Source organism: Zhouia amylolytica, from assembly GCF_900116365.1.
In the GTDB taxonomy this organism is placed as follows: domain Bacteria; phylum Bacteroidota; class Bacteroidia; order Flavobacteriales; family Flavobacteriaceae; genus Zhouia; species Zhouia amylolytica.
Genome location: NZ_FPAG01000003.1, coordinates 259,628 through 274,225, shown reverse-complemented (window position 1 = coordinate 274,225; position 14,598 = coordinate 259,628). Strand labels below are relative to the sequence as shown.

Genomic DNA, 14,598 nt, shown 5'->3' with positions numbered 1-14,598 from the left:
GTTCTTAAAGATTGTGATTGCCATTTTACATTCCGGAGCGTAGTTTATTCCTCATAATTAACAACTTATAAAACCACCTGTTTGAATCGGTCCTTTTCCAGCGAATCGCACCCAAGCAAAACATCATTTTTTTTTAAAGAAATTCTATTTTTTACTTGCAAGTAATTTGAATCTTTATTTATATTTGCCGGGCAATTGCGGGAGTAGCTCAGTTGGTAGAGCGTCAGCCTTCCAAGCTGAATGTCGCGAGTTCGAACCTCGTCTCCCGCTCTACAAAGTCAACCTTATCCAGGTTGACTTTTTTTATTGCATGAATTCAAACTTCATCAAGTGTTCTAAGCGTCCGTAAAGGGCCTGCTCAATTCAATAAACTTCAAGCGCAGAAGGAAAAGGGGTTCATGCCCGATTGTTGTGTTTATGATGGATTCCCCAACAGGTGCGGAATGACAAAGAAAAAACAGGGGTTAATTTGAGTCCGCTTTTGAATGGATTCCGTAGTAAATGCGGAATGACATACTCTAATACAGATCCCGGTACAGATGGATTCCGTAACAAGTACGGAATGACAGCAAGTTTACCTTCTACTCTCTACTATTATAATGGGTTCCGTATCTGGTGCGGAATAACAACGTAAAAACATGGGTTGATTTGAGTCCGCTTTTGCATGGTTTCCTTAGTAAATGCGGAATGACATACTCTAATACAGATCCCGGTACAGATGGATTCCGTAACAAGTACGGAATGACAGCAAGTTTACCTTCTACTCTCTACTATTATAATGGGTTCCGTATCTGGTGCGGAATAACAACGTAAAAACATGGGTTGATTTGAGTCCGCTTTTGCATGGATTCCTCAATAAATGCGGAATGACATACTCTAATACAGATCCCGGTACAGATGGATTCCGTAACAAGTACGGAATGACAGCAAGTTTACCTTCTACTCTCTACTATTATAATGGGTTCCGTATCTGGTGCGGAATAACAACGTAAAAACATGGGTTGATTTGAGTCCGCTTTTGCATGGTTTCCTTAGTAAATGCGGAATGACATACTCTAATACAGATCCCGGTACAGATGGATTCCGTAACAAGTACGGAATGACAGCAAGTTTACCTTCTACTCTCTACTATTATAATGGGTTCCGTAACTGGTGCGGAATAACAACGTAAAAACATGGGTTGATTTGAGTCCGCTTTTGCATGGATTCCGTAGTAAATGCGGAATGACATTCTAATACAGAACCCGGTACAAATGGATTCCGTAACAAGTACGGAATGACAGCAAGTTTATTTTCTACTCTCAGCTATAATGGGTTCCGCAACAGGTGCGGAATGACAAAGGAAGGACAAAGGAAAGAAATTGGAATAGAATGACCTGGTTTTTATTTGAACTCCTTTTTTCAGAAAGCTGCTAATAAAAACCTATTTCGGCACCTGAAGCAACTTCATAAGGAGCTTTATTTTGCTCAAAAATTCGAGCAGAGAGCTCCCCTTTTAAAGTAATTCGATCACCTTCCACATTTAGCCAACTTCCTTCTCTGATTCCAACTACTGGTTGGGTATTTATATTATGAAACTCCTTGATTCGGGTTTCCCTGGTTTCTCCCATATGAGTACTTCCTTTAATCGGATCTAAATAATGAGGGTTGATATTAAAAGGAACCAAACCTAATGTTTTAAAGCTCGGAGGATATACAATAGGCATATCATTCGTGGTCTGCATGGTGAGTCCTGTAATATTGGATCCGGCGCTGGTCCCAAAATAAGGCGTTCCATTAAGTACAGATTCACGAATCACTTCCATCAGGTTGTTTTTATATAGCATCTTAACTAAAAGAAATGTATTTCCGCCTCCAGTAAATATGGCTTGGGCATTTTTTACAGCCTTTACGGGATCAGAAAAAGTATGTATCCCGGTAATTTTTTTATTAATTTTCTCAAAACCATTTTGAGCTATTGTCGTATAATCATCATGGGTTATACCACCGGGTCTGGCGTAAGGAACAAATAATACTTCGTTAACCTCGCTGAGAAACTGATCAAGTTCTGGTAAAATGTAATCTAAATAACTTCCTCCGTGAACTGTTGAAGTACTTGCTATAATAAGCTTTTTCATTATGACAATTGTTAAGTTCGATAACAAAGATATTCTTAGTTAAGAATTTCACATGCTATTTTTTTGTAAATTTAAGTAATTACATTTAACATAATTTTGGCCTTTAAAGCAAGATAAAATAATAAAATTGTAATCAAATTTAACTTATGAAAGCACTACCTGCCTACTTCTTGACATTATTTTTACTTGTAAACGTCTCTGTAGCACTTGCTCAAGACGGAATTCTACTTAGAGGTACTGTACTACACAACAACAAGGTAGTTCCTGACATAAATATCGTAAATACGACCACAGAAAAAGCGACAGTTACCAATAATAGCGGAAGTTTTGAAATCGAGGTTAATGAAGGGGAAGTTCTTGCTGTGATTTCATTAAATTTTCAGCTTCAAAGTATTACAATTACCCAAAGCATTATAGACAACAAAAGGCTTGTTATCCAGTTAAAAGAAAAGATAACAGAACTTGACGAAATCGTACTCACTCAAAAAGACAGGGAGGAAACGCTAAAATTAAGAAACGAAGAGTTTAAGCGTGTATTTTATGACCGGGATGAGGCTACTCCTGTAGAAAATGAAGCATTACCAGATCATTTAAAGGGTATGGAATACGGATTAAATTTTGTTAACATTTACAAAGCTATTTTCAAATCGAAAAAAGATAAAGAACCAGAATTTGAGGATCGTTTAAAACCAAGTGAACTCCTCAGGCAAGTCTATGACGATCGATTTTTTGTTATGGACTTGAAAATACCACAAAACAAAATAGACGACTTCCTCTATTACTGCGATTATAAATTACCATCTGATTCATTGCTTACCAAGGCAAACGAATTTCAATTGATCGATTTTTTAGTAACTGAAAGCAAGGCTTACCTTAAAGAACAAAACATTGATCCTCAGAATTAATCTACTTTTAATTTTAGGTTGTTTTGGTTGTGCTTTTTCATCCGCCCAAACCACTTTAATAAAGGGCAAGGTAAAAGCACCCGGAGTTTTAGAAGGGATTCATGTGATCAACCTGAATACAAATTATGCTACAATCACTAATCCTGAGGGAGTGTTCGAAATTAAGGTCGCTCTTAACGACAGTATTAAATTTTCATCCGTAGAATATCAAAACAGAACCATAAGAATTGACAGTACTCACTTTAAAGAAGGGAAATTACATATCACCCTGGTTAGTGATGTCAACAAATTAGATGATGTTGTTGTCACTCCTTATAATTTATCGGGAAGTTTATCTAATGACCTCAATAACATCAAACTAAAAAAAGAAGTAAGCGCTATTTCATTAGGACTGCCTAACGCAACCGTAACACCTCCTACTCAATCAGAAAGACGTTTATATACTGCCAGAACTTCAGCAGGTCTCATTCCTCTCGATTTAATCATCAATTCAATTACGGGAAGGATCAAAAGATTAAAAATGCAGGTTAAACTTGAGGAAAAGGAAAAGACCACAGATAAGGTCAAAAGAAGTTTCGAAAAAGACTTTTATACAGACCACCTTAAAATACCGGAACATAAAATTGATGCTTTTATCTATTTCTGTGCCAGTGACCCCAAATTTCAAAACCTTCTCAAGCTAAAACAACCTTTGAAAATGTTAGAACTTTTACAGGAAAAAAGTGCCGAGTTTAATAGGTTTAACGTTTCCGACGAAGGTAATTAAGTAAATTCTATCTGATAAAGTTTTAACGGATCTTAAGGATAATGGTTAAACTCTTTTTTATATTTTGCGGCACATTTTCAAGTTCAGAGCTATATGAAAAAGATTAAGAAATTTATTCTCATCTTAATTCTGCCTTTATTTGCATTTACTACACTTCATAAATTCTATGTAAGTGTTACTAATATTAACTATTCTGATCAGGATAAGTCACTTCAAATTATCAGTAGGATATTCATTGATGATTTCGAAGACACTCTTGAAGAGCGATATCAAATAAAGCCAAAGTTAATGAGTGATAAGGAGATGTCGAACATCGATCTTTATATCGAACGTTATTTGAAACATCACTTGAATGTTAAAGTTAACAATAAGAAGGTAGACTTAAAATACCTGGGCAAGGAATACGACAATGATGTTGTTAAGTGCTATATAGAGATTGAAGGAATCGATGCTGATGCATTAAAATCTATTGAGGTTGAAAACTCATTACTTTTTGAGTTGTTTGAGAAACAAAACAACATTGTTCATTTTAAAATTGATGACCTTAGAAAAAGCTTTTCCCTCATTTCCGGAAATGATAAAGCTTTGTTAAATTTTTAAACATTTCTTTAACAAAAATTATAAAATTAATTACTTTAACCCGCTTAAAACCAATAATTACTATGCTAAAAATTAAGAATTGCATTCTTGCAGTTATTTTTCTGAGTGCGTCGTTTGCGACCGCACAACAAGAAGAAGCTAAGCAAGAGCGTAAACCAGGACACATTAACAATAATAAGTTTAGACAACTTTATCAGGAGTTTGCTACTCCTAACATGTTCAGAACTGCTTCAGGAGCCCCTGGTCCTTCTTACTATCAACAACAAGCCGATTACAAGATGGATCTCGTTCTTGATGACGAAAACCAAAAACTATACGGAGAAGAAACAATTACTTACACTAACAATTCTCCAGATGTTTTGGAATACTTATGGGTTCAGTTGGATCAAAATGTTAGAGCCCAGGACTCTGACACTTATTTAATAGAGAGCGACAGAACCTCATTTGCTGACCAGCCGGGAAGCTTTGTAAAAAAGCATTTTGAAGATAAGTTTGATGGTGGTTTTAAAATTGAGGCTGTTAAGGATAGTAAAGGAAACCCTTTAGCTCACACCATTAATAAAACTATGATGCGTATCGACATCCCTAAGCCTTTAAAACAAGGGGAAAGCATTGATTTCAGTATCAAATGGTGGTACAACTTAAACAATCACCTTGTAGATCGTGCAAGAAGTGGTTATGAGCATTTTGAGAAAGACGGAAACAACCTGTATATCATCGCACAATTCTTCCCTAGAATGTGTGTTTACAGTGATGTGGAAGGCTGGCAAAACAATCAGTTTTACGGACGTGGTGAATTTGCACTACCTTTCGGAAACTACGAAGTAAATATTACTGCTCCTGCTGATCATATCATGGATGGTACCGGGGTTCTTACTAACCGTAAGGATCTTTTCACTAAAGAAGAATATGCACGTTGGGAAAAGGCTCAAAAGTCGTATGATGAACCTGTGGTAATTGTAACTCAAGAGGAAGCTGAACAAAAGGAAAAATCATTTTCTAAGAAGACCAAGACATGGAAGTTTGAGGCTGAAATGGTAAGAGATTTTGCTTTTTCATCTTCAAGAAAGTTCATTTACGATGCCATGGCCGTTGACATCAATGGTCGTAAGGTAATGGCTGTTTCTATGTATCCTAAAGAAGGAAACCCTTTATGGGAAAAATATTCTACCAAAGCAGTAGCGAGTACTTTAGAATCTTATTCTAAATACACTTTCGACTATCCATATCACAAAGCGATCTCTGTACATTCTAAAAACCAGGGTATGGAGTATCCTATGATTTGCTGGAATTATGGTAGACCTGATGAGGACGGGAGTTACAGTGACCGAGTTAAATTTGGAATGATCAGTGTTATTATTCACGAGGTAGGACACAATTTCTTCCCAATGATTGTTAACTCTGATGAGCGTCAGTGGACCTGGATGGATGAAGGTTTAAACACCTTTATGCAATATTTAGCTGAGCAGGATTTCCAGAAAAAGCATTTACCGGAACTGGATGCTTATCCTTCTCGAAGAGGACCTGCCAAAAACATTGTTAGATACATGGGTGGAGACCAGGACTTTTTATCTCCTATCATGACCAATTCTGAGAACATCTATCAATTTGGTTCAAATGCATATGCTAAACCTGCAACTGGTCTTAATATCTTAAGAGAAACCATTATGGGGCCTGAATTATTTGATCATGCCTTCATGACCTATGCCCAGCGTTGGAAATTCAAACATCCTACCCCTGAAGATTTCTTCAGAACAATGGAGGATGCATCTGCGATGGACCTTGATTGGTTCTGGAGAGGTTGGTTCTTTACCACTGACTATGTTGACATGGGCGTAAAAGATGTTAAAAAGCTTTACGTTTCTTCTAAGCCTAATCAACAAATGAAAGAATATATTGCTGCAAGAAATATGAGCGAATCAGATTTACCTTCGCTTGTATACCTGGTAGAAGAGGGCAGTGAAGACTATAAAAACAGTGTCGCTAACAACTCAGATTCTGAGAACTTCAAAACTCTTAACGAGTATATCATGGACAACTTCTCAGCTGCAGAACGTAGCGAGCTTAAAAATCCAAAATACTTTTACGAGATTACTTTTGAAAAACCAGGTGGACTTCCAATGCCTTTAATAGCACAGTTTACTTATAAGGATGGTTCTACTGAGACCGTTAAATATCCTGCAATGGTTTGGAGAAAGAACGATGCCGAGGTTGTAAAAGTGGTTGCTTCAGAAAAAGAAATCACTAACATCATCGTAGATCCAAAAGAAGAGACTGCAGATATAGATACTTCTAATAACACGTGGCCTAAAAAGGAAACAAAGTCTGAATTTAACCAATTCAAAGAAGGAGTTAAGAAGAAATAACATTCTTATATACCAACTTAAAAGCCGCATATTACAATTATGCGGCTTTTGCTTTTTCCGGGATATTGAGAACCATCTGTTTTGAAAAATATTAGCTACTTTTGCAGCCATACAGAATTAGCAATAATTCAACATACCATTAAAAATACATAACATGATAAAGATTAAATCACCTGAAGAAATTGAGTTGATGAGAGAAAGTGCCTTAATTGTTTCTAAAACCTTAGGAATGTTGGCCAGAGAAGTAAAACCAGGTGTTACCACTTTACAACTAGATAAATTAGCTGAAGAATTTATTCGTGACCACGGAGCGATTCCAGGTTTTCTGGGGTTATATGACTGTCCGTCTACCTTGCTTACCAGTACCAATATGGCAGTAGTTCATGGACTACCCACCAATGAACCTCTTAAGGAAGGAGATATTGTATCTATAGATTGTGGTGCCTTAATGAATGAATTTTATGGTGATCATGCCTATACTTTTGAAGTTGGTGAAATTGATCCTGAGACTAAAAAGCTTCTAGAGGTCACCAAAGAATCTCTATATATTGGAATCCGCGAATTTAAAGCTGGCAACCGAGTTGGAGATGTTGGTTTTGCTATTCAAAAATATTGCGAAGATCAGGGATATGGAGTAGTAAGAGAACTTGTAGGGCATGGTTTAGGAAAAAAGATGCACGAAGAACCTGAGATGCCAAACTATGGTAAAAGAGGACGCGGGAAGAAATTTGTAGAAGGTATGGTTGTAGCGATAGAGCCTATGATCAATATGGGAACCCGAAGAATTAAGCAATTAAAGGACGGCTGGACCATTGTTACTGCCGATGGTAAACCAAGTGCTCATTTTGAGCATGATGTAGCTTTAGTTAATGGGAAACCTGAGATCTTGTCTACATTTAAGTATATCTATGATGAATTAGGCATCGAAAGTAATGAGGAGGATGAATTCAGACAAAATCCTTTAATCCTTAGCTAGTTTCTTGAAAAAGATATTTAAAATAATTTTGAATACGGTTCCGCGCCCCTGGTTGATTCGCATGAGTTATTGGGTGCGGCCTTTAATGGCCTTTTATCTAAAAGGCGATACTTACACGGATCCAATAGATGGTAAGAGTTTTAAAAGCTTTCTACCTTATGGGTATGGGAAACAGCGCAACAATGTGCTTTCACCAAGCACCCTATCACTGGAACGTCACAGACTATTATGGCTTTTCTTAAAAAGTGAAACAAACTTTTTTCAAGACTCATTAAAAGTTCTGCACTTCGCTCCTGAACAAGCTTTTTATAAACGATTCAGGAAGCAGGAAAACCTGGAATACACCACTACAGACATAGAATCTCCCCTGGCGGATGTTAAGGCAGACATCTGCAATTTACCTTTTAAGGACAATGAATTTGATGTCATACTATGCAATCATGTATTGGAACACATCAAAGATGACACAAAAGCCATGCAGGAGCTCTTCAGGGTGATGAAAAAAGGAGGATGGGGCGTGTTTCAGATTCCTCAGGATTTAAACAGAGAAGAAACCTTTGAAGACGATTCTATTACAGACCCGAAAGAACGTGCTAAAATATTTGGGCAGTACGATCATGTAAGAGTCTATGGACGGGATTATTTTGATAAGTTAAGGACTATTGGTTTTAAAGTAGCAGCAGTGCCCTATTCAAAAAAAATCGCTCCAGAATTAGTGGAACGATTTGCTTTGGACATCAATGAAGTTATCCCATTTTGTCATAAATAGTTATTTTACCAATAACTTTTTAAATCCTTCTGTTTTATATTCTTTTAGACTATCTTTTCCTGCGGCACTAATAAAATAAGCCTCTACATCATTTAATTTTCCCAATAAAGCCTTTGATTCTTCGAATGGCATAGCCATAAAAGCAGTAGCATAAGCATCAGCTTCCATACAAGTTGAAGCAATGACAGTAACGCTCAGGACATCTGACTTTTGCGTATAACCTGTTTTAGGGTTAATGGTATGCACGAACCGTTCGCCCGTTAATGAGTCTAACCTGAACTTTCTGTAATTACCACTGGTAGCCATCGCCTTATTCTTCAATTTAATTTTTGCAATCAAAGTTCGTTCTCCCTCTTGTTGGGTCGGGTCGTCAACTGCCACAATCCAATCTTTATCTTTTACTACATTTTTACCTTTAGTAAGAATCTCTCCTCCTATTTCAATGATATAATTATTAATTCCATGCTCATCAAACATACGTCCAATTAAATCTAATGTAAACCCTTTTGCAAGTGCATTAAAGTCAAAATAAACATAGGGATGATTTTTAAGAATATACCCTTCTTCGGTAATAGACACTTTATCAAAACCGGTAAATTCTAAAATACTATCTACCTGCTCTTGCTCTATCCTGGCGAGTGGCTTGTCAGGCCCAAAACCCCAGGCATTCACAAGGGCTCCAACAGTAGGGTCAAACAATCCATTTGTTTCCTTCCATATGCGTTGTGCTGTAAAAAACACTTCCTTAAAATTAGCATCCACCGCAATGGTACTATCTCCCTTGTTTATTTTAGAAATATCAGAGGTTGGTATATAGGTTGACATCGAACGGTTCATATTTTCAAACACCGTTTGAATTTCATCATCTAAGCGAATGGAATCATGAGCTACTTCATATTGTATATGGAATGTTGTTCCCAACGCCTGTCCCTCTTCATATTGTAATATCGAATTTGCTGATTGCTTCTGCTCAGTTTTACAAGCAAAAATCAAAAGGCTTAATGCCAAAATAAAAGTGCACTTAAATCTTAATAATACCATCGTATTTTATAATATAGTTTTGTTCTTTATTCACTGGTTTTTCATAATCTGAAGCATTAGCAATCCCCACACCCGCATAATAAGTTGAGGCCTTAAACTTTGTAGCGTGTTCTTTAATTGTTTCCATAAAAAGATAATTTATCTCAGACGGATTTTCCGGGTATAGAACAGCTCTGACTATTATAAAGTGTAGCTTTTTATCTTTTAAACAGACAAACTGTGGATCTTTTTTTAATTTACTATTTACGGCCATAAACTCGAAACCGTTTTTTTCGAGGTCTTTACCCACCACATTCATTGCCAGATTATGTAACTCTTGTTCTGTTAATTCTTCTGCCATAGCAGTTTTTTAAATGTTACTTTGAAGTCAGGCAAAATTACAAAATATATATACGACACCCGATGGAAGGCAACATATATAATTATTCAACCCTGGTTAGACAATTTCCCTGAAGCAGGCATTTTCCTACTTTGGTACGATAGTTGTTTCTAATCATACAAATCTTCATATTATGAAAACAATAATCACCTTTCTATTCTCATTATTAGCAATTTTTACCTTCGCTAAAGAACGAACTATAACAGGTGTGGTTACTAACAATGGTCAGCCGCTAACTGGAGTTAACATTGTAGTTAAAGGCTCCACTAAAGGAACCACAACAGACTTTGACGGCAACTATAGCATCAAAGCTGAAACGGGAAACGTTCTGGTTTTTTCCTATATCGGCATGAAGACCAAAGAAATTAAAATCACCAATCAATCGGTATATAATGTGGTGCTTGAAAGCGATCATTCTACGCTTGAAGAGATCGTGGTGACTGAATATGATCAAGAAATGATTAAATCTAATGTGCCTGTAGCTTATGGGCGAAAGAAGGAACAAAATATTGTGTTAAGGGGAATTGTAAGTGAACCTACTAACGAATCTTATGCTGAGATACAAGAAAACGGATTTCAGCAGCCAAAATACAAACCACTTTCAACCTTTTCAATTGATGTCGACAAGGCTTCATACAGCAATATGAGGCGAATGATTAATACAGGTATAAAGATTCCTAAAGATGCGATTAAAACAGAAGAGCTCATTAACTACTTTAATTACTCGTACACTCAACCAAAAGGAGATGTCCCCTTCTCTATTCAAACAGAATTGAATTATGCGCCATGGAATAAAGAACATCAACTGGTTAAAATAGGAATTCAGGGGAAGAAGATACCTCTTGATAACGTACCTGCTTCTAACCTGGTATTTTTATTAGACGTATCTGGTTCAATGCATAGTCGCAACAAACTACCGTTATTAAAATCCGCTTTTAAATTATTGGTAAATCAATTACGCCCACAAGACAGGGTTTCCATTGTGGTATACGCGGGTGCAGCGGGTATGGTTTTAGAGCCTACATCCGGAAAAAACAAAAACAAGATTATGGAGGCTTTAAATAAGCTTGAAGCCGGAGGTTCTACTGCAGGTGGTGCCGGGTTAGAACTGGCTTATAAAATCGCAGAAGAGCATTTCATTAAAAGAGGCAATAATCGCATCATATTAGCTACAGATGGTGATTTTAACGTTGGTGCTTCGAGTGATAAGGCTATGGAAGAATTAATTGAGGAAAAAAGAAAAAGCGGGGTTTATTTAACATGTTTAGGGTTTGGAATGGGAAACTATAAGGATTCTAAACTGGAGACACTCGCAGACAAAGGGAATGGAAACCATGCTTATATAGATAGTATGCAAGAGGCTCAACGAGTACTTGGGACTGAATTTGGAGGCACCATCTATACAATTGCAAAAGATGTGAAAATACAGGTTGAATTTAATCCGACTAAAGTAAAGGCCTATCGACTCATTGGATATGAGAATCGTCTTTTAAATGATGAAGATTTTAAAGATGACACTAAAGATGCCGGCGAATTGGGAAGCGGTCATAATGTTACAGCTTTATATGAAATCATACCATCGGGAATCGAAAGTAAATATCTAAAGGATATTGACTCTTTGAAATATAGTTCCGTAAAAAACGACACTCATTTTTCGGACGAATTACTCACTGTAAAGTTCAGGTATAAAAAACCTGATGGAAATAAAAGCAAAGAGCTTGTTCATTCTGTAAAAACCACTTTGAAAGCACCTTCTGTAGATTTCAGCTTTACGGCTGCAGTAGCTGCATGGGCTATGTACCTCAGGGAATCGGAATATCTCAATGGTATGAAAAAAGAAAACATCATTGAACTTGCCCAAAAGAGCAAGGGTAAAGATGATGATGGGTACAGAGCGGAGTTCATCAGATTGATGAAAAGTTACAATTACCACCCGGAAGGTACCAAATAAAAAAAGCCGATCTCACGATCGGCTTTTATATTTTATACTTTGACTTTATTATCCTCCAAAGTCGTCGAAACGAACATTTTCTGGTGGTACTCCAAAGTCATCACACATTTTTTCCACTGCTTTATTCATAAGTGGTGGTCCACAGAAGTAGAATTCTATATCTTCAGGAGCATCATGATGATTTAAATAATTATCAATTACTACCTGGTGAACAAATCCTACGAAACCATCACCTTCACCATCTAAACCATCTTTAACCTTCCAGTTATCTTCCTCTAAAGGTTCAGATAGCGCAATGTAAAATTTAAAGTTCGGGAATTCTCTTTCTAATTCTCTAAAGTGTTCCATGTAGAACAATTCACGTTTAGAACGACCTCCATACCAATAGGTAACTTTTCTACCTGTTTTTAAGGTTTTGAAAAGGTGGTATAAGTGCGAACGCATCGGTGCCATACCTGCACCACCACCAACATAAAGCATTTCAGAATCACTAGGATTGATGAAGAATTCACCGTAAGGTCCTGAAATAGTTACTTTATCTCCAGGTTTTCTCGCAAAAATATAAGATGAAGCAATACCAGGATTAACATCCATCCATCCATTTTTATTTCTATCCCATGGCGGTGTAGCAACACGAACATTCAACATGATCTCTCTTCCCTCTGCAGGATAAGAGGCCATTGAGTATGCACGTTCTACGGTTTCGGTATTTTTCATTACCAATGGCCAAAGGTTGAACTTATCCCATTCCATTTGGAATTTCTTAGGATCGTCGTGTTCCTCAGGGTGTGCAGTAATATCAACATCGGCATATTTAACTTCGCAAGGAGGAATTTCAATCTGAATATATCCACCTGGCTCGTAATCCATATCCTCAGGAATACGCACTACAAATTCCTTAATAAATGAAGCCACGTTATAGTTTCTTACAACTTCAGCTTCCCATTTTTTCACACCAAATACTTCTTCAGGCACTTCAATTACCATGTCTTGCTTCACTTTTACCTGGCATCCTAAACGCCAGCCTTCAGCAAGTTCTTTTCTTGTAAAATGAGGTACTTCTGTAGGAAGTGGTTCTCCACCACCTTCTGTTACCACACATTTACATTGAATACAAGTACCTCCTCCACCACATGCAGAAGGCAAGAAGATTTTATTATTTCCAAGTGTAGTAAGTAAGGTTCCACCGGAAGATACTTCTACATCTTTTTCTCCATTAATTTTTAATGTTACAGGACCAGAAGGAACCAATTTGGCCTTTGCCCCTAGAAGAATAGCCACTAAAGCAAAAATCAATACTAAGAATACTACTAGACTGGCTAAGATTACTGAATAATCCATACTTTCTTTCTATAAACAGATTTATAATTTAATTCCCATAAAGCTCATGAAACCAAGTGCCATAAGCCCTGTAATAATAAAGGTTATACCCAACCCTCTTAAAGGAGCAGGAACATTTGAATAGGTGATTTTTTCACGAATAGCAGCGATCGCTAAAATCGCTAAAAACCATCCGATCCCAGATCCCAATCCATATACTGCTGCTTCCGATACTGCGCTGAAGTCTTTTTGTTGCATAAACAACGAACCTCCTAAAATTGCACAGTTAACGGCGATAAGCGGAAGGAATATCCCTAGCGCTCCATATAGTGCCGGAGCGAACTTCTCTACAATCATCTCTACTAACTGCACCATTGATGCCACCACGGCAATAAACATAATTAACGAAAGGAAGCTAAGATCTATATTAGCGTATTCCTCACCCAACCATGCTAATGCACCCGGTCTAAGCAGGTAATTATCCAATAAATAGTTTAAAGGAACAGTTACAAACAAAACGAATATTACAGCCGCCCCAAGACCAACTGCAGTTTTAACTGTTTTAGATACTGCCAAGTAAGAACACATTCCTAAGAAATAGGCGAAAATCATGTTTTCGATAAATATGCTCCTAACAAATAAATTTACGTAATCCATTACTAAATATTTTTAATGTCTTGAGACTTTAGTTCTTTTCGATTAGCTTTCTGTTTCTAGAACGCTGAACCCATATAATAACCCCTACAGTAATCAATGCCATTGGAGACAACAACATCAAACCGTTGTTTTCGTAACCCAATGCATATAAACCGGTAGATTCTGCCATAGTAACACCCTTATGTCCTAATATCTCATACCCTAGCAATTTACCAGAACCCAAAAGTTCTCTGAAAAATGCAACAGCAATTAGAATCAGACCATATCCTGCAGCGTTACCTATACCATCCAAAAATGATTTCCACACACCATTACCCAAGGCAAATGCTTCCAGACGTCCCATTACAATACAGTTGGTAATAATTAAACCAACGAATACTGCTAGTTGTTTACTAACATCGTAAGCGAAAGCCTTTAGAATCTGATCAACCAGAATTACCAATGCAGCCACTACTACCAACTGAACGATAATTCGAATTCGGTTTGGTATCAAATTTCTGATAAGGGATATGATAATGTTACCAAATGCCATCACAAACATTACGGCAATAGCCATAACTATTGATGGTTTTAATTGAACTGTGATTGCCAGGGCAGAACATATCCCAAGGACCTGTACAGTAATCGGGTTGTTATCATTTAAAGGATCTGATAACAGTTCTCTGTTTTTCTTCGAAAAAAGAGGTTCCTTTTCTTCTCCTACAAAAAGAACCACCGGAGATTTTGAAGTCTTGTTTTTATCTTTTCCCAT

General features: G+C 37.0%; 13 protein-coding genes and 1 tRNA gene. 8 read left to right on the top strand and 6 right to left on the bottom strand.

The features are described 5' to 3' along the window. Positions 1-197 precede the first annotated feature (197 nt). Positions 198-270, top strand: a tRNA-Gly gene (locus tag BM361_RS06235). 1,142 nt (positions 271-1,412) lie between these two features. Here BM361_RS06235 and pepE read toward each other — a convergent pair. Beyond that, complete coding sequence (gene pepE / locus BM361_RS06230) at positions 1,413-2,117, bottom strand: dipeptidase PepE (protein WP_074977666.1); 705 nt, start codon at positions 2,115-2,117, stop codon at positions 1,413-1,415. Between the two features lie 146 nt (positions 2,118-2,263). On the opposite strand from pepE, the gene BM361_RS06225 reads away from it, so the two are divergent. The 6 genes from BM361_RS06225 to BM361_RS06200 all read left to right on the top strand — a co-directional run bounded on the left by BM361_RS06225 (position 2,264) and on the right by BM361_RS06200 (position 8,499). Next, positions 2,264-3,022, top strand: a complete 759-nt coding sequence (locus tag BM361_RS06225; protein ID WP_038266015.1) for a carboxypeptidase-like regulatory domain-containing protein — start codon at positions 2,264-2,266, stop codon at positions 3,020-3,022. After that, positions 3,006-3,788: a carboxypeptidase-like regulatory domain-containing protein gene (locus tag BM361_RS06220; protein ID WP_051413509.1), complete on the top strand. Its 783-nt coding sequence runs from the start codon at positions 3,006-3,008 to the stop codon at positions 3,786-3,788. Before BM361_RS06225 ends, BM361_RS06220 begins: the two co-directional genes overlap by 17 nt. A gap of 93 nt (positions 3,789-3,881) precedes the next feature. Then, on the top strand, positions 3,882-4,388 hold the full coding sequence (locus tag BM361_RS06215) for a DUF6702 family protein (RefSeq protein WP_074977664.1): 507 nt from the start codon (positions 3,882-3,884) through the stop codon (positions 4,386-4,388). 62 nt (positions 4,389-4,450) lie between these two features. Then, positions 4,451-6,754, top strand: a complete 2,304-nt coding sequence (locus BM361_RS06210; protein WP_074977662.1) for a M1 family metallopeptidase — start codon at positions 4,451-4,453, stop codon at positions 6,752-6,754. Positions 6,755-6,908: 154 nt separating this feature from the next. After that, the gene (map, locus tag BM361_RS06205; protein WP_074977660.1) at positions 6,909-7,730 is read left to right on the top strand and encodes a type I methionyl aminopeptidase; all 822 of its coding nucleotides are present in this window, start codon (positions 6,909-6,911) and stop codon (positions 7,728-7,730) included. 4 nt (positions 7,731-7,734) lie between these two features. Next, a complete protein-coding gene (locus BM361_RS06200; RefSeq protein ID WP_074977659.1) occupies positions 7,735-8,499 on the top strand; it encodes a class I SAM-dependent methyltransferase in 765 nt (254 codons plus the stop codon). Here BM361_RS06200 and BM361_RS06195 read toward each other — a convergent pair whose 3' ends face one another. Both BM361_RS06195 and BM361_RS06190 read right to left on the bottom strand, forming a co-directional pair. Then, positions 8,500-9,507 carry an FAD:protein FMN transferase gene (locus tag BM361_RS06195; protein WP_254785739.1) on the bottom strand — a complete coding sequence of 336 codons (1,008 nt, stop codon included), beginning with the start codon at positions 9,505-9,507 and terminating at the stop codon, positions 8,500-8,502. A gap of 13 nt (positions 9,508-9,520) precedes the next feature. Beyond that, positions 9,521-9,880 carry a hypothetical protein gene (locus BM361_RS06190; RefSeq protein ID WP_038266036.1) on the bottom strand — a complete coding sequence of 120 codons (360 nt, stop codon included), beginning with the start codon at positions 9,878-9,880 and terminating at the stop codon, positions 9,521-9,523. A gap of 172 nt (positions 9,881-10,052) precedes the next feature. On the opposite strand from BM361_RS06190, the gene BM361_RS06185 reads away from it, so the two are divergent. Beyond that, complete coding sequence (locus BM361_RS06185) at positions 10,053-11,870, top strand: vWA domain-containing protein (RefSeq protein ID WP_074977656.1); 1,818 nt, start codon at positions 10,053-10,055, stop codon at positions 11,868-11,870. Between the two features lie 48 nt (positions 11,871-11,918). Here BM361_RS06185 and nqrF read toward each other — a convergent pair whose 3' ends face one another. The 3 genes from nqrF to BM361_RS06170 are packed head-to-tail and all read right to left on the bottom strand — an operon-like array spanning position 11,919 to position 14,598. Further along, on the bottom strand, positions 11,919-13,211 hold the full coding sequence (nqrF, locus tag BM361_RS06180) for an NADH:ubiquinone reductase (Na(+)-transporting) subunit F (protein WP_038266052.1): 1,293 nt from the start codon (positions 13,209-13,211) through the stop codon (positions 11,919-11,921). Between the two features lie 21 nt (positions 13,212-13,232). Beyond that, the gene (nqrE, locus tag BM361_RS06175) at positions 13,233-13,847 is read right to left on the bottom strand and encodes an NADH:ubiquinone reductase (Na(+)-transporting) subunit E (protein ID WP_038266055.1); all 615 of its coding nucleotides are present in this window, start codon (positions 13,845-13,847) and stop codon (positions 13,233-13,235) included. Between the two features lie 28 nt (positions 13,848-13,875). Next, positions 13,876-14,598 carry an NADH:ubiquinone reductase (Na(+)-transporting) subunit D gene (locus tag BM361_RS06170; protein ID WP_038266056.1) on the bottom strand — a complete coding sequence of 241 codons (723 nt, stop codon included), beginning with the start codon at positions 14,596-14,598 and terminating at the stop codon, positions 13,876-13,878.